This window comes from Amycolatopsis sp. PS_44_ISF1 (genome assembly GCF_032335455.1).
GTDB lineage: Bacteria > Actinomycetota > Actinomycetes > Mycobacteriales > Pseudonocardiaceae > Amycolatopsis.
In genome coordinates this window covers 15,358-30,599 of record NZ_JANUXO010000001.1, presented here as the reverse complement: position 1 = coordinate 30,599, position 15,242 = coordinate 15,358, and the positions used below count along the sequence as shown (strand labels likewise).

The following is a 15,242-nucleotide window of genomic DNA, read 5'->3' as shown; positions in this document are numbered from 1 at the left end:
GTGCGATCGAGTCAATCCTGCCCCAGAGTCTTGTGATGTGAAATATGGAGTTATATGTTTCAGCCTGCCACGGAGAGTCAGGAGGCGTACGCGTGCTGGAATTGAAGCACTACGTCGGCGGGAAGTCCGTCGACTCGCGGTCCGGCCGGACCGCCGAGCTCACCGATCCGGTGACCGGGCGCCCGTACTGCACCGCTCCGGTGGCCGGGGCCGAGGACGTCGACCGCGCGCTGAAGATCGCGGCGGAGGCGTTCGAGAGCTGGCGGGAGACCACGCCGGCCCAGCGCCAGCTCGCGCTGCTGAAGATCGCCGACGCCGTCGAGGCACGGGGCGAGGAGATCGTCCGCGTCGAGTCCGCGAACACCGGGAAGCCGGTGGCGCTGACCATGGCGGAGGAGCTGCCGATGATCGTCGACCAGCTGCGGTTCTTCGCCGGCGCGGCCCGGGTGCTGGAGGGCCGCGCGGCCGGGGAGTACCTGGAGGGCCACACCTCCTTCGTCCGCCGCGAGCCGATCGGCGTCTGCGCCCAGGTGACGCCGTGGAACTACCCGCTGCTGATGGCCGTCTGGAAGATCGCGCCCGCGCTGGCCGCCGGCAACACGATCGTGCTCAAGCCTTCGGACACCACCCCCGCGTCGACGCTGCTGCTCGCCGAGATCTGCGGCGAGTTCCTGCCGCCGGGCGTGCTCAACGTGGTCTGCGGCGACCGCGACACCGGCCGCGCGCTGGTGGAGCACGACATCCCGGCGATGGTGTCGATCACCGGCTCTGTCCGCGCGGGCGTCGAGGTGGCCGCCGCCGCGGCGCGCGACGTCAAGCGCGTGCACCTCGAACTCGGCGGCAAGGCCCCGGTGATCGTCTTCGAGGACGCCGATCTCGACCTCGCGGCCGAGACGATCGCGATGGCCGGGTACTTCAACGGCGGCCAGGACTGCACCGCGGCCACCCGCGTGCTGGTCTCCGACGACGTGCACGACACCTTCGTCGCCGCGCTCACCCGCCAGGCCGAGGCGACCAGGACCGGACTCCCGGACGACGAAACGGTGGCGTACGGACCGCTGAACAACGCCGCGCAACTGGAACGGGTGACCGGCTTCGTGGACCGCCTGCCCGAGCACGCGACCGTCCACTGTGGAGGTCGACGGTCCGGCGGCGAGGGCTACTTCTACGAGGCCACCGTGGTCTCCGGCGTGACCCAGGACGACGAGATCACCCAGAACGAGGTGTTCGGCCCGGTCATCACCGTGCAGCGGTTCGGCGACGAGGCCGACGCGGTGAAGGCCGCGAACGGCGTGCCCTACGGGCTGGCCTCCTCGGTGTGGACCAAGGACCACCAGCGGGCCATGCGGGTCTCCGCCCGGCTCGACTTCGGCTGCGTGTGGATCAACACCCACATCCCGCTGGTCGCCGAGATGCCGCACGGCGGGTTCAAGAAGTCCGGCTACGGCAAGGACCTCTCGCTCTACGGCCTCGAGGACTACACCCGGGTCAAACACGTGATGAGCGCGCTGTAACCGAGAAGAAAACCGGAACCACGCCGAAAGGCCCGCCATGCCCCACCAAGCCCCCTCGACGTCCCCGCGCACCGACGCGCCGCGCCGCCCCGGCCAGGTTCCGGCGATCCGGCTCACCGGGCTGCAGAAGCACTTCGACCAGGTGCGCGCGGTCGACGGCGTCGACCTCGACATCCCGCCCGGTGAGTTCTTCTCGATGCTCGGCCCGTCCGGCTCCGGCAAGACGACCGTGCTCCGGCTGATCGCCGGCTTCGAACTGCCCACCGCGGGCGCCATCGAGCTGGCCGGTCGCGACGTCAGCCGGCTCGCGCCGTTCGACCGCGACGTGAACACGGTCTTCCAGGACTACGCGCTGTTCCCGCACATGTCCGTGCGGCAGAACGTCGAATACGGCCTGCGGGTGAAGGGCGTCGGCCGGGGCGAGCGCCGCCGTCGCGCGGAAGAAGCGCTCCGCACGGTACGGCTGGAGGAGTACGGCCCACGGAAGCCCGCGCAGCTGTCCGGCGGTCAGCGGCAGCGGGTCGCTCTCGCCCGCGCTCTGGTAAATCGCCCGAAAGTGTTATTGCTGGATGAGCCCCTGGGCGCGTTGGATCTCAAACTGCGGCAAGCGATGCAGGTGGAGCTGAAACAGATCCAGCGCGAGGTCGGCATCACGTTCGTCTTCGTGACGCACGACCAGGACGAGGCCCTGACCATGAGCGACCGGATCGCGGTGTTCAACGCGGGGCGGATCGAACAGGTCGGCACCCCCGTGGAGGTGTACGAGAGGCCGGCGAGCGCGTTCGTGGCCGGTTTCGTCGGCACTTCCAACCTGCTCAGCGGTCGCGGGGCGGAGGCGGTGATCGGCCATCCGGGTGTTTACAGCATCCGGCCGGAGAAGATCACCATCGACGGAAACCTCGCTGTACCAGCGGAATCCGGTGAAACGAGCGCGACCGGAATGGTCACGGATGTCGTGTACGCCGGATCCACTGTGCGCTACGCTGTCGCGCTCGACGCGGGGGGCCAGTTGTCCGTGGTCCGCCAGAACACCAGTGTCCCGGCCGAGTTCACCGATGGCCGGGTGCGCCTGAGCTGGCGCCGCGAACACAGTTTCCGGGTCCCCGAAGCCGGTTAGTCCTCACGGGAAGGTTTCTCTCGACATGAAGCACAGGAAGACGCTGCTCGTGGCCTGGTGCGGCGTGAGCCTCCTGCTCGCGGCCTGCGGCACGGCCGGGACCAGCTCCTCTTCGGGTTCGGCGCCGGGCGCGCAGGGCTTCACCCCGCCGAAGCTGGCCGCGCTCACCGAGCTGGGCCAGCCGGAGGGCCAGCTGAACGTGCTGGCGTGGCCGGGTTACGCGGAAAACGGCTCGAACGACCCGAAGGTCAACTGGGTCACGCCGTTCGAGCAGGAGACCGGCTGCAAGGTCAACGTCAAGCCGTTCGGCACCTCCGACGAGGCCGTGACGCTGATGAAGACCGGGCAGTACGACGTGGTGTCGGCTTCCGGCGACGCCTCGCTGCGGCTGGTCGCTTCGGGTGACGTGGAGCCGGTGAACACCGCGCTGGTGCCGAACTACGGCGACGTCTACCCGTTCCTGAAGAACAAGTCGTGGAACAGCGTCAACAACGTCGCCTACGGCATCCCGCACGGCTGGGGCGCGAACGTGCTGACCTGGCGCGGCGACAAGGTGAACCCGGCGCCGACCTCGTGGTCGGCCATGTTCGACCCGAACTCGCCGTACAAGGGCAAGATCATCGCCTACGACTCCCCGATCTACATCGCCGACGCGGCGGTCTACCTGATGGCGCACCAGCCGGACCTGGGTATCAAGAACCCCTACGCGCTGGACGACAAGCAGTTCGCCGCCGCGGTGGACCTGCTCAAGAAGCAGCGCCCGCAGGTCGAGGAGTACTGGGCGGACTACCTCAAGGAGACCCAGTCGCTCAAGAGCGGCGACGGGGTGATCGGCACCGCCTGGCAGGTCACGGTCAACCTGGCCAAGAGCCAGGGGGCGCCGCTGCAGTCGACGGTGCCGAGCGAGGGGGCCACGGGCTGGTCGGACACCTGGATGGTGGCCGCGAAGTCGCAGCACAAGACCTGCGCCTACAAGTGGATGGACTACGTGATCAGCCCGAAGGTGAACGCCCAGGTCGCCGAGTACTTCGGTGAGGCGCCGGCGAACAGCAAGGCCTGCGCCGAGTTCTCCGACCAGTCCCTGTGCGACACCTACCACGCGAACGACGCCGCGTACGCCGCCAAGATCCAGTACTGGACCACGCCGATTCCGCAGTGCCTCGACGGCCGCACGGACGTCAAGTGCAAGGACTACGGCGACTGGACCCGGGCCTGGACCGAGATCAAGGGCTGAGCCCCGCCGGTCCCCCCGTACCCCGGGGGCGGCGGGCACCCTCCCCCTCGCCCGCCGTCCCCGGACCCCCTTCCCCGCTAGCGTGCCCCGAAGGTGCCCGACATGACCGCCGTGAGCCCGCCGAGCCGCCGAGCTTCGGCCTACTTCTTCCGCAAACCCCGGCTGCGCCTGGCCCTGCTGCTCTCCGCCCCGCTGCTGTGGCTCGGCCTGGCCTACCTCGGCGCGCTGGCCGCGCTGTTCGTCACGGCCTTCTGGTCGACCGACGTGTTCACCGGACAGGTGGTCACGAGCTGGTCGTTCGACAACTTCGTCACTCTGTTCAGCGATTCGGTCTACCGCACGATCACGCTGCGCACGGTGGGGATCGCGGCGCTGGTGACGGTGGTGGACGCGGTGATCGCGTTCCCGATGGCCTTCGCCATGGCCAAGCTCGCTTCCCCGCGCGCGCAGCGGCTGCTGGTGATCGCGGTGATGACCCCGCTGTGGGCCAGCTACCTGGTGAAGGCCTACGCCTGGCGGACCCTGCTGTCGGGCAACGGCGCGCTGAACTGGCTGCTCGGCCCGCTCGGCCTCTCCGGGCCCGGCTACGGCGTCGCGGCCACTGTGATCACGCTGTCCTACCTGTGGCTGCCGTACATGATCCTGCCGATCTACGCCGGGTTCGAGCGGCTGCCGGACTCGCTGGTGGACGCCGCCGGCGACCTCGGCGCGAAGTCCTTCCGCACGTTCCGCTCGGTGATCCTGCCGCTGACCTTCCCGGCGATCGTCGCGGGTTCGATCTTCACCTTCTCCCTCTCGCTGGGCGACTACATCGCGGTGAAGATCGTCGGCGGCACCTCGCAGATGCTCGGCAACGTGGTCTACGACAACATCGGCGCGGCCAACAACCTGCCGTTCGCCGCGACCGTGGCGACCGTGCCCGTGGTGATCATGCTCGTGTACTTGGCCGTCGTGCGCCGCACCGGCGCGCTCGACAATCTCTAGGAGGCTCCCCGTGCGGATGTCGAAGACCGCCAGGGCGCTGCTGTGGACGGCGCTCGGGGCCGGGTTCGCGGTGATCTACTTCCCGCTGCTGGTGGTGCTGCTGAACTCGGTGAACTCGGACACCACGTTCGGCTGGCCGCCCCAGAGCTTCACCCTGGAGTGGTGGGGCCGCGCGGTGACGAACGAGGGGACCCTGCGCGCGCTGTGGACCAGCGTCGAGGCCGGACTCGCGGCCACCGCGATCGCGCTGGTGCTCGGCACGATGGCCGCGTTCGCCCTGCAGCGCTACCGGTTCTTCGGCCGTGACTCGATTTCGCTGCTGGTCGTGCTGCCCATCGCGCTGCCCGGCATCGTCACCGGCATCGCGCTGAACAACGCCTTCCGCACCATCCTGGGCATCGACCTCGGCCTGCTCACGGCGATCATCGCGCACTCGACGTTCTGCATCGTGGTGGTGTTCAACAACGTCGTCGCGCGCCTGCGCCGGACGGGCGGCAACCTCGAAGAGGCGTCGATGGACCTCGGCGCCGACGGCCTCACCACGTTCCGCCTGGTCACCTTTCCGATGCTGCGCTCGGCCCTGCTGGCCGGCGGCCTGCTGGCGTTCGCCCTGTCGTTCGACGAGATCATCGTGACCACGTTCACCCTCGGCACCGGCCTGGAGACGCTGCCGATCTGGATCTACGACAACCTGTTCCGGCCGAACCAGGCCCCGGTGGTGAACGTGGTGGCGGCGGTGCTGATCGTGGTTTCGACCGTGCCGGTGTACTTCGCCCAGCGCCTGTCCGGCGGGGACAGCTCCAGCGGCGGGCGGATCTGAGCGGGCCGGTGAGGGGTGGCCGCCTCCCTGCGGTCAACGGAATCCGTCGGCCGCCGCGCGCAGGGCGGCCAGGATGCCGGGGTCGTTCACGGCGTGGCCCGCGCCTTCGGTCAGCCGCAGGGTGGAGCCCGGCCACGCGCGGTGCAGCTGGTAGGCGGTGATGGGCGGGCAGACCGAGTCGTAGCGCCCCTGCACCAGCACGCCCGGGATGCCGGCCAGGCGGCCGGCGTCGCGGATCAGCTGGCCTTCGTCGAGCCAGGCGCCGTGGCGGAAGTAGTGCACGGCCAGGCGGGCGAAGGTCAGCGCGAAATCCGGGCTGGCGTACTGGTTCCGGAACGCCTCCTGCGGCAGCAGGGCGACCGTCGCGCCTTCCCAGACGCTCCAGGCGATCGCCGCGCGCTCGCGGATCCCGCGGTCTTCGGAAGCGAGCAGCTCGTGGTAGCCGGCCAGCGGATCGGCGCGCAGCGCTTCCGGCAGCGGCGCCAGGAATCCCTCCCACTCGGCCGGGAACAGGTTCGCCGCGCCGCCGCGGTAGATCCAGTCGAGCTCGCTGCGCCGGACCGTGAAGACGCCGCGCAGCACGATTTCCGAGACCCGCGCCGGATGCGTCTGCGCGTAGGCCAGCGCGAGCGTGGAACCCCAGGAGCCACCGAAGAGCTGCCAGCGCTCGATGCGCAGCCGCTCGCGCAGCCGCTCCATGTCCGAAACCAGGTGCCACAACGTGTTCGTGGCCGGATCGGCCTCCGGGGCGCCGATGTTCGGCGTGCTGCGCCCGGCGCCGCGCTGGTCGAACTGGATGACCCGGTAGACCTCGGGGTCGAAGTGCCGGCGCGACATCGCCGCGATCCCGCTGCCCGGCCCGCCGTGCAGGACGACGACCGGCTTCCCGTCCGGGTTTCCCGCGTCCTGGCAGTAGATCCGGTGCCCGTCGCCGACGTCGAGCAGGCCGTCGGCGCGCACCGGGAGCGGCGGGTAGAGGTCGTCTTCCATGGCCGACACTCTGCCGGAGCACGGGGTGCGGTGGGGGCCCGCCCCCGCCGCCGGGCTGAGCGGGCCCCCAGTCCGTGGTCGCGGGTCAGCGGCCCGTGCCGGCGAATCCCCTTCCGCGCACCTACCCGCACCGGTTCCTGCGGGGACGCGGTCAACGGTAAGCCACTGCTCGAACGTCAGTCAAGAACATGACTAATGTTCATGGATGTGAACAAGCGGGAGCCGAGTGCGGCCGGCTGCGCTCTTTGCCCGTTGTTAACCCGGCCATGGTTGGCTTTTCGGTAATCCCCGGATTGCCGCCGAGAAAGGCTTGTGAATGTCCGCGGTTACCTACGTCGAGGCGATCGTCGTCGGCGCCCTGCAGGGGGTGTCGGAATTGTTTCCGGTGTCCAGTCTCGGGCACAGCATCCTGGTGCCCGCGGTGATCGGCGGCTCCTGGCAGCGGGATCTGAGCATCGGCCGGGACTCGCCCTACCTGGCCGTGCTGGTCGCCATGCACGTGGCCACCGCGCTCGCCCTGGTGCTGTTCTTCCGCCGCGACTGGGTGCGGATCATCGGCGGGCTCTGGACCTCGATCCGCCACCGCGAGGTGCGCACGCCGGACCAGCGCCTGGCCTGGCTGCTCGTGCTCGCCACCATCCCGGTCGGCCTGGCCGGCCTGCTGCTGGAGGGCCTGCTGCGCGACTTCCTCGGCAAGCCGGTGCCGGCGGCGATCTTCCTCGCCCTCAACGGCGGGGTGCTGTTCGCCGCCGAGCGCTTCTCGCGGCCGAAACCGGCGGCTGAACCCGCGGCCCGGCGTACCGAAGAGACGGTGGACTTCTCGGCCGAGGACACCCTCGTGATGCGCGCGGTCACCGTCGAGGAGGCCACCGACGCCCGGCTGGCGAAACTCGGCGTCGGCGAGGCCGTGCTGATCGGCTCGGCCCAGATCCTCGCGCTGCTGCCGGGCATCAGCCGGTCCGGCATCACCATGGTCGCGGGACTGCGCCGAGGTCTGGGGCACGAGGTCGCGGCGCGGTTCGCCTGGCTGCTCGCGACTCCGGTGATCCTCGCCGCGGGCGTGCTGAAGCTGCCTTCGCTGTTCACCCCGGAGAACGGCCCTTCACTCGGGCCGGCGCTGGTGGGCAGCCTCGTCGCCGGGGTCGCGTCGTATATCGCTGTCCGTTTCCTGACGAAATACTTCGAAACGCGAACCTTGACGCCGTTCGCGATCTATTGCTTCATCGCCGGAATCGGGAGCCTGCTTTTCTTGTCGTGGTGAGGGTGGTGTCCGGCCCGGATTCCGCGGGAGGCAGACTGGCGGCATCGAACTCGCGGCGAATGTGCCTCCGCTGAGGGGGGCGACCATCTTCACGGCCTGGACCACCGACCTCCCGGCCGTTGTGGTCGTGCTCCTGCTCGCCGTCGCCTACGTCTCCGCCGCGCGCCGGCAGCCGTCCTGGTCACCCGGTCGGACCGGCGCATTCCTGGCCGGTCTGGTGACGATCGTGCTGGTCACCTGCTCTTTCCTCGGCGTCTACGACACCACGCTGTTCTGGGTCCGGGCGACGCAGAACACGGTGCTGCTGATGGTGACGCCGTTGCTGCTCGCGCTCGGCGCGCCCATCACGCTTCTCATGCGTAGCGCTTCTCCGGGCCTCGCCGCATCACTGCGCCGGTACGGGCGAAGCGGCTTCGCCCGGTTCGTGACGTTCCCGCTTTCAGTCACCGTGGTGCTGATCGCGCCATTCCTGCTGATCTATTTGACGCCGCTGTACGAGCTTTCGCTGGACTCGCCGGTCGTCGGCGGTCTCGTCCGCCTTCTGCTGGTGCTGGCCGGGTTCCTGTACTTCTACAGCCGCGTGCAGCTCGACCCGACCCCGCGCGGCGGCTCCCACCTGGTGTCGGTGTGGATCTCGTTCACCGAGGTGGTGTTCGACGGTGCGCTCGGCCTGGTGCTGTGGCTCGGCCCGCTGCTCGCGCCCGCGCACTACGCGAACGCGCACCCGGGCTGGGGCCCGGATCCGCGCACCGACCAGATCATCGGCGCCGGCGTGCTGTGGATCGGTGGCGACGTCGCCGGCCTGCCGTTCGTCGGCGCGCTGTTCATCCGCTGGTCCCGAGACGACGAGAAGCGCGCGAAGCAGCTCGACCAGCGCTTGGACGACGAAGAGAATTCCGGCGAGGCGCCGTCCGGCGGGCTCTGGTGGGAGAACGACCCCGAGCTGGCCGCCCGCTTCCGCCGTCGATGACCCGCGCCCCTGCCCCCGGCCGAAGCCGCCTCGAACGTGCGGGACGCGGTCGAGGTGGCTTAGGCGGATCGGGCGGCGAGTCAGTGGAACGCGTGCCCCGGAGCCGGGAACTCACCCCGCCGGACGTCTTCGGCGAACGCCGTCGCGGCGCCCTGCAGCACCCCGGCGAGATCGGCGTATCGCTTCACGAACCGCGGCGCCTTACCTCGGCGCAGGCCGGCCATGTCCTGCCAGACCAGCACCTGCGCGTCGCAGTCCGGTCCGGCACCGATCCCGACGGTCGGTATCTTCAGCTCGTGCGTCACCCGCTTCGCGGCCTCCGCCGGCACCATCTCCATGACCACCGCGAAGGCCCCGGCCTCCTGCAGCGCCAGCGCGTCGGCGAGCAGCACGTCCGCCGCTTCGCCGCGCCCCTGCACCCGGTAGCCGCCGAGGTTGTGCTCGCTCTGCGGGGTGAAGCCGATGTGGCCCATCACGGGCACTCCGGCCGAGGTGAGCGCTTCGACGTGCGCCGCGAACCGGCGGCCGCCTTCGAGCTTCACCGCGTGGGCGCGGCCCTCCTTCATGAATCGCACCGAGGTGGCCAGCGCCTGCTCGGGCGAGAGCTGGTAGGAGCCGAACGGCAGGTCGGCGACCACCAGCGCGCGCTTGACCGAGCGGGTGACGCCGCGCACCAGCGGCAGCAGCTCGTCGACGGTCACCGGCAGCGAGGTGTCGTAGCCGAACACGTTGTTGGCGGCGGAGTCGCCGACGAGCAGCACCGGGATGCCGGCCTCGTCGAACAGCTCCGCGGTGTACATGTCGTAGGCGGTGAGCATGGGCCACGGCTCGCCGCGCTCCTTGAGCTCGCGCAGGTGGTGGATGCGCACCTTCTTGGCGGGCGCCGGCTGCGCGGGGGCGGCAGGCCCGGAGCCGTACGGTGCGGCCACCTCTTCGGCGGATCCGCCGGGCGTGCTGGGGGTAGACATCGTCGTCGACCGTCCTTCCCTCGAGGCCTCGAAGAGGTCCCCGGGTCGTGGAGCAGATTCGGGTCAAAGCGTGACACGCCCCGCCGGTGCCCCCAAGCCCGTGCGACCAGCTTCACACGGCGGTGGCCTGCACCGGGAGGATGATCCCGGCTCATTCCTGCGGGTGATGCCCGGAGACAACCAATGCGTGTGCACTGACGTCCTTGAGGTCGTCGTGACAACACGGCCATCGCGGAGAAAGGCAACGATGGGTACCCCTGCGAGCGCGCACCCGCGCATCCCCGCCTGGAAGGCCAAGGCGGGTGGCGTGGTCGCCACCGTCGTGCAACTGGCGGCCGTCTTCTCCGTCGTCCTGCTCATCGCCGGCGGGGCCCGCGGACGGCTGCTCAACGGCATCGACATGGCGTTCTCCGCGCTCAGCGTGCCGACCAGCGCGAGCCTGGTGATCGTCCTGCTGCTGGTGGTGCTCGGCGGAGCGCTGCGACGGCGCAAGAGGGCCGCGCTCTACACCCTGCTGCTGTTCCAGGTCGGCGGCCTGCTGGTCACCCTGGGCCTGCAGGCGGTCCTGATCTGGCAGCCCGACCTGCTCACGGTCGGCCCGCACCAGCTCCGGCACATCCCGATGCGGGTGTGGGTGCTCACGCTCGCCGACCTGCTCTCGATCCTGCTGATCCTGTTCCTGCTCGCGCTGCGCCCGGCGTTCCCGGCGCGGCTCGCCCGGGGGGCCTGGCGCGACGGGCTGTCGACGCTGCTCGGTGGCCTGATCCTGGTGATCGGGCTCGGCTGGGCGCTGAGCGAGGCGTTCCCCGGCCACCTCGGCGACGCCTGGGAGCGGTTCGCCTGGGTGGTCAACCACGCGACCGGGGAGAACATCCAGCTCAAGCGCATCGGTGTCGGTGAAGGACCGGCGTGGCTGGACGTGTTCCTCGACCTGGGCGCCACCTTCGTCGCCACGGCCGCGCTCTACATGCTCTTCCGCGGCGTGCGCAGCCGCCGCCTCCGCACCGACGACGAGGAGCTGCGCCTGCGCCGGCTGCTCGCGGAGTTCGGCGAGGACGACTCCCTCGGCTACTTCGCCACCCGCCGCGACAAGAGCGTGGTCTTCGCCCCGAACGGCCGCGCCGCGGTGACCTACCGCGTGCTCGGCGGCACGAGCGTGGCCAGCGCGGACCCGATCGGCGACCCCGACGCGTGGCCCGACGCCGTGCGCGCGTGGCTCGACGAGACCCGGTCCTACGGCTGGACGCCCGGTGCGCTCGGCGCGAGCGAGCGCGGCGCCAAGGTGTACGCGGCCGCGGGCCTGAAGGCGCTGGAATTCGGCGACGAGGCCGTGCTCGACATCCGCGAGTTCTCGCTGACCGGGCCCGAGCGCAAGTCCGTGCGCCAGGCGGTGAAGCGGATCGAACGTGCCGGGTACACCTCGCGGGTGCGGCGCCACAGCGAGATCCCGGACGAGGAGATGACCGAGCTGCTCGCCTACGCCCAGCAGTGGCGGGGCGCGGAGACCGAGCGCGGGTTTTCGATGGCGCTGGGCCGACTCGGCGACCCGAGCGACGGCCGCAGCGTGATGGTCGAGGCCTTCGACGCCGCCGGCCGGCTGCGCGGGATGCTGTCGTTCGTGCCGTGGGGCCGTCGCGGGCTTTCGCTCGACCTGATGCGCCGCGACCGCGGCGCGGAGAACGGGCTCAACGAATTCATGGTCGCCGAGGTCGTCGCGGCCGGGCAGCAGCTGGGCGCCCAGCGGATCTCGCTCAACTTCGCCATGTTCCGCGCGGTGTTCTCCGAGGGGGAGCGGATCGGCGCCGGGCCGGTGCTGCGCGCGTGGCGCGGGGTGCTCGGGGTCGCGTCGCGCTTCTTCCAGCTCGAGTCGCTGTACCGGTCCAACGCGAAGTACGGGCCGGACTGGGAGCCGCGGTTCCTCTGCTACTCCTCGGCCCGGCGGCTGCCGCGCATCGGCATCGTCGCCGGAGCGCTGGAGGGTTTCGTGCCCACGGGCGGTTCGCGCTCGCTGCGGCTGGAGAAGGTGGGGGAGGAGTTCGTCGCCGAGGCCAGGCGGATCGACGAGAGTTCGGCCACGACCGTGCCGAAGCCGGTCCGGCGCCCGGAGCAGGTGCGGGTGCGCGTCGCGAAGCTGGACAAGCTGCGGGAGCTGGGCGTCGACCCGTACCCGGTCGGTTTCCGGCGGGAGGACCTGCTGGGCGACGTCGTGCGCAAGTACGGCGAGCTGGCGCCGGATTCGCAGACCGGGCACCGGGTCCGCGTGGCCGGGCGGGTGCTGGCCCTGCGGACGCTGGGCGGGCTGTGCTTCGCGCGGATCAGGGACTTCTCGGGCGAACTGCAGCTGATGCTCGACGCGAACGTGCTGGAGCTGACCGGCTGGCGGACCGGGGTCGACCTCGGCGACCACGTCGGGGTCAGCGGGCAGGTGGTGACCTCGCGCCGAGGCGAGCTCTCGGTGCTGGTGGAGGAGTGGACGGTCACCGCGAAGTGCCTGCACCCGCTGCCGGACAAGCGGAAGGGGCTGACGGACCCGGAGAGCCGGGTGCGCCAGCGGTACCTGGACCTGGCGGTGAACCCGGAGTCGGCGCAGTTGCTGCGGCTGCGGTCCACTGTGGTCCGGGCCGTGCGCGAGCGGTTGCACCAGGGCGACTACCTCGAGGTCGAGACGCCGATGCTGCAAACCGTCCACGGTGGAGCGAACGCGCGGCCGTTCGTCACCCACATCAACGCCTACGACATGCGGATGTACCTGCGGATCGCGCCGGAGCTGTACCTCAAGCGGCTGTGCGTGGCCGGGGTGGAGCGGGTGTTCGAGCTGAACCGGAACTTCCGCAACGAGGGCGTGGACGCCACGCACAACCCGGAGTTCACGATGCTGGAGGCGTACCAGGCCTACGCCGACTACAACTCGATGCGGGACCTGACCCGCGAGCTGGTGCAGTACGCGGCCGAGGCGGCGTACGGGGCGCAGATCGTGCGCCGGCCCGACGCCGACGGGCGGCTGGTCGAGCACGACATCTCCGGTGACTGGCCGGTGATCCCGGTGCACGAGGCCGTTTCCGCGGCGTTGGGGGAGGAGGTCACCTCCTCGACCTCGGTGGCCGAGCTGCGCCGCCGGTGCGCCGTGGCCGGGGTGCCGGTGGCCGAGGAAGCCGGCCACGGTGACCTGGTGCTGAAGGCGTACGACCACCTGGTCGAGGGTTCGACCGTGCGGCCGACGTTCTACACCGACTACCCGACCGACGTGTCGCCGCTGACCCGGCAGCACCGCGTCGACCCGCGGCTGGCCGAACGCTGGGACCTGGTCGCGTTCGGCTCGGAGATCGGCACCGCGTACACGGAGCTGACCGATCCGATCGAGCAGCGCCGCCGGCTGGAGGCCCAGTCGTTGCGCGCCGCGAGCGGGGACGTCGAGGCCATGGAGCTGGACGAGGACTTCCTGCTGGCGCTGGAGCACGGGATGCCGCCCACGGGCGGTCTCGGCCTGGGCGTGGACCGGTTGCTGATGATGTTGAGCGGCGCGTCGATCCGGCAGACCGTGCTGTTCCCGTTCGTGCGCCCGCAGGGCTGAGTGACCGCGGGGTGACGGCCGGTGATCTTCGCGGTGGGGCGAAGATCGCGGCTGTGACGTCTTCGCGGGCAACGTCGCAGCTTCTCCCCTAGGGTGAGCGGGTGCGTACGGCGCGAATCGCTGTGGTGGTCCTGTTCACGGCCGGACTGCTGGCGTACTCCGCGTGGTTGCTGGAGTTCGTGGTGGACACCGGGCTCTCGCCGGTGGACCGCCCGGCTGAGGACCTGCTCGGCGCGAACCCGGTGTTCCGAATCGCGCGCGGACTGGCCGGTCTGGCGTTCGTGCTGTCCGGACCCCCGCTGATGCGGCTGGCCCCGGTCCACTGGACGTCCCGCCTGAGCGCGGTCGCGGTCGCCGTCTTCGGCTTCCTGATGCTGGCCGACGCGGCGGAGCCGGGTCTGACGGCCGTCGAGCTGGCGGCCAACCTGGTGTTCGTGGCGGGCGCGCTGAGCCTGGTCCTGTGGTGGCCCCCGCGCTGGCGGGAGTGGGCGATCGCGGGCCTGGCCCTGGTCCTGACGACGTGGGCGCTGGTCCTCGTGGCGGGCACGCTGGGCCCGGGACACGCGCAGGGTCTGCTCACCCGAGTGCAACTGGCGGTACGAACGGTGTTGCTGGGAGTCGGCGCCGCATACGTCGTGGTCACGCCGGTACATCGGCGATCTTGAGCGGCGCTCTTTGGTCCTGGACGCCCGCTGTTCCGAGAGCCCACCGATCCTGGGCGGTCGCTGGTGCTGGTGCCCGCTGGTCCTGGACGCCCGTTAGCTCTGGACGCGCGCTGATCCTGGCGCTCGCTGGTCTTTAACGCCGCCGGTACTGGCGCCCGCTGATCTTGTTAGCTCGCCGGTCTGACCGGTGGACGTGAACGCGGGCGCTGCCTCTTCGGTGGCCCGGTGCGCGCTGACAGTCCCGTACCGCGGTCGCTGATCTAGCTCGATGGCGGCCAACCCCCTTCCCCTGGCGGTGTCGAACGTGCCTTGTGACAGCGCTTCCACTGTTGCCGTGCCAGGGCTTCCGGGTGCACGGCCGGTCCCCGAACCGCGGTCGGCAGCGCCCGGGCTCATTCGCTCGGCGCCGGTTTCCCCCGTCTAGAACAGCGTCGGCTCGTCGGCGATCGCCCCTTCGATCACGAGCATCGCCCGTTTCGTCCGCACCCCGCCGTGCGCGGAGAAGCCGCCGTCCTGACCGCCGGCGGCCAGTACCCGGTGGCAGGGCACCACGATCGGAAACGGGTTGTGCCCCATGGCCTGCCCCACCGCCTGCGCCGCCCCCGGCGTCCCCAGCCGATGGGCGATGTCCCCGTACGTCACGGTCCTGCCCGGCGAAACCGTCCGCGCGACCTCATAGGCCCGCCGGTTGAACTCCGGCACCCCCCTGAAGTCGAGCCCCACCTCGGCCAGATCCCGCCGCTCCCCACCCAGCAACGCGACGATCCCCGTCACCGCCGCCCGCACCGCGTCAGGCATCCGCTCCGCTTCCCGCACCGCATCAGGCACCCGTACCGCCTCCGCCGCTACTTGCGCCGCATCAGGCACCCGGGCCGCTTCCACCGCTACCTGCCCCACCTCGGCCACCTGCGCCGCACCGGGCACCACCCGCACCGCTGCCTCCACTGACCTCGCCGCCTCCGCCACCCGCATCCGCACCGTCGCCTTCACTGACCTCGCCGCCTCAGCCACCCGCACCCGCTCGAACTCCGTCCCCGGTACCTCCACCGCCTCCGGGAACTGGGCCAGCAGCCGGGCGCGGGTGCGCTCCGCGCTGCCCTCCGGGAGCGTGGTCCCCACGAGCAGCTCACCCCGCCAGGCCACCCCGC

Annotated in this window: 12 protein-coding genes; 9 read left to right on the top strand and 3 right to left on the bottom strand. The window is 70.7% G+C overall.

What is annotated here, in order from left to right:
* Nucleotides 1–92: 92 nt before the first annotated feature.
* The 5 genes from NYF13_RS00115 (at nucleotide 93) to NYF13_RS00095 (ending at nucleotide 5,669) form a co-directional block, all read left to right on the top strand.
* Complete coding sequence (locus NYF13_RS00115) at nucleotides 93–1,514, top strand: gamma-aminobutyraldehyde dehydrogenase (protein WP_315653412.1); 1,422 nt, start codon at nucleotides 93–95, stop codon at nucleotides 1,512–1,514.
* Nucleotides 1,515–1,551: 37 nt separating this feature from the next.
* A complete protein-coding gene (locus NYF13_RS00110) occupies nucleotides 1,552–2,631 on the top strand; it encodes an ABC transporter ATP-binding protein (RefSeq protein WP_315653411.1) in 1,080 nt (359 codons plus the stop codon).
* A gap of 25 nt (nucleotides 2,632–2,656) precedes the next feature.
* Nucleotides 2,657–3,865: an ABC transporter substrate-binding protein gene (locus NYF13_RS00105; RefSeq protein ID WP_315653410.1), complete on the top strand. Its 1,209-nt coding sequence runs from the start codon at nucleotides 2,657–2,659 to the stop codon at nucleotides 3,863–3,865.
* 102 nt (nucleotides 3,866–3,967) lie between these two features.
* The gene (locus NYF13_RS00100; protein ID WP_315653409.1) at nucleotides 3,968–4,849 is read left to right on the top strand and encodes an ABC transporter permease; all 882 of its coding nucleotides are present in this window, start codon (nucleotides 3,968–3,970) and stop codon (nucleotides 4,847–4,849) included.
* A gap of 16 nt (nucleotides 4,850–4,865) precedes the next feature.
* Nucleotides 4,866–5,669: an ABC transporter permease gene (locus NYF13_RS00095; protein WP_396287202.1), complete on the top strand. Its 804-nt coding sequence runs from the start codon at nucleotides 4,866–4,868 to the stop codon at nucleotides 5,667–5,669.
* Nucleotides 5,670–5,702: 33 nt separating this feature from the next.
* Here the strand turns inward: NYF13_RS00095 and pip are convergent, their stop codons facing one another.
* Nucleotides 5,703–6,659, bottom strand: coding sequence for a prolyl aminopeptidase (gene pip / locus NYF13_RS00090; RefSeq protein WP_315653407.1), 957 nt, complete (start codon nucleotides 6,657–6,659; stop codon nucleotides 5,703–5,705).
* A gap of 316 nt (nucleotides 6,660–6,975) precedes the next feature.
* Here pip and NYF13_RS00085 point away from each other — a divergent pair, with 316 nt between their 5' ends.
* Together NYF13_RS00085 and NYF13_RS00080 are read left to right on the top strand one after the other, a co-directional pair.
* Nucleotides 6,976–7,920: an undecaprenyl-diphosphate phosphatase gene (locus NYF13_RS00085; protein ID WP_315653406.1), complete on the top strand. Its 945-nt coding sequence runs from the start codon at nucleotides 6,976–6,978 to the stop codon at nucleotides 7,918–7,920.
* Between the two features lie 61 nt (nucleotides 7,921–7,981).
* Nucleotides 7,982–8,890, top strand: a complete 909-nt coding sequence (locus NYF13_RS00080) for a cytochrome c oxidase assembly protein (protein ID WP_396286037.1) — start codon at nucleotides 7,982–7,984, stop codon at nucleotides 8,888–8,890.
* Nucleotides 8,891–8,970: 80 nt separating this feature from the next.
* On the opposite strand, the gene panB is transcribed toward NYF13_RS00080, so the two are convergent.
* The gene (gene panB / locus NYF13_RS00075; RefSeq protein WP_315653405.1) at nucleotides 8,971–9,858 is read right to left on the bottom strand and encodes a 3-methyl-2-oxobutanoate hydroxymethyltransferase; all 888 of its coding nucleotides are present in this window, start codon (nucleotides 9,856–9,858) and stop codon (nucleotides 8,971–8,973) included.
* 247 nt (nucleotides 9,859–10,105) lie between these two features.
* Here panB and lysX point away from each other — a divergent pair, with 247 nt between their 5' ends.
* Both lysX and NYF13_RS00065 read left to right on the top strand, forming a co-directional pair.
* Nucleotides 10,106–13,429: a bifunctional lysylphosphatidylglycerol synthetase/lysine--tRNA ligase LysX gene (lysX, locus tag NYF13_RS00070; RefSeq protein WP_315653404.1), complete on the top strand. Its 3,324-nt coding sequence runs from the start codon at nucleotides 10,106–10,108 to the stop codon at nucleotides 13,427–13,429.
* A gap of 101 nt (nucleotides 13,430–13,530) precedes the next feature.
* Nucleotides 13,531–14,094 carry a hypothetical protein gene (locus tag NYF13_RS00065; protein WP_315653403.1) on the top strand — a complete coding sequence of 188 codons (564 nt, stop codon included), beginning with the start codon at nucleotides 13,531–13,533 and terminating at the stop codon, nucleotides 14,092–14,094.
* A gap of 420 nt (nucleotides 14,095–14,514) precedes the next feature.
* Here NYF13_RS00065 and NYF13_RS00060 read toward each other — a convergent pair whose 3' ends face one another.
* On the bottom strand, nucleotides 14,515–15,066 hold the full coding sequence (locus tag NYF13_RS00060; RefSeq protein WP_396287200.1) for a methylated-DNA--[protein]-cysteine S-methyltransferase: 552 nt from the start codon (nucleotides 15,064–15,066) through the stop codon (nucleotides 14,515–14,517).
* Nucleotides 15,067–15,242: the final 176 nt, after the last annotated feature.

Bases quoted from the DNA above. Each gene is read 5' to 3' on its own strand.
- lysX (WP_315653404.1), top strand. From the start codon at position 10,106: ATGGGTACCCCTGCGAGCGCGCACCCGCGCATCCCCGCCTGGAAGGCC.
- NYF13_RS00085 (WP_315653406.1), top strand. From the start codon at position 6,976: ATGTCCGCGGTTACCTACGTCGAGGCGATCGTCGTCGGCGCCCTGCAG.
- NYF13_RS00110 (WP_315653411.1), top strand. From the start codon at position 1,552: ATGCCCCACCAAGCCCCCTCGACGTCCCCGCGCACCGACGCGCCGCGC.
- pip (WP_315653407.1), bottom strand. From the start codon at position 6,659: ATGGAAGACGACCTCTACCCGCCGCTCCCGGTGCGCGCCGACGGCCTG.
- NYF13_RS00100 (WP_315653409.1), top strand. From the start codon at position 3,968: ATGACCGCCGTGAGCCCGCCGAGCCGCCGAGCTTCGGCCTACTTCTTC.
- NYF13_RS00105 (WP_315653410.1), top strand. From the start codon at position 2,657: ATGAAGCACAGGAAGACGCTGCTCGTGGCCTGGTGCGGCGTGAGCCTC.
- NYF13_RS00060 (WP_396287200.1), bottom strand. From the start codon at position 15,066: ATGCGGGTGGCGGAGGCGGCGAGGTCAGTGGAGGCAGCGGTGCGGGTG.
- NYF13_RS00095 (WP_396287202.1), top strand. From the start codon at position 4,866: ATGTCGAAGACCGCCAGGGCGCTGCTGTGGACGGCGCTCGGGGCCGGG.
- panB (WP_315653405.1), bottom strand. From the start codon at position 9,858: ATGTCTACCCCCAGCACGCCCGGCGGATCCGCCGAAGAGGTGGCCGCA.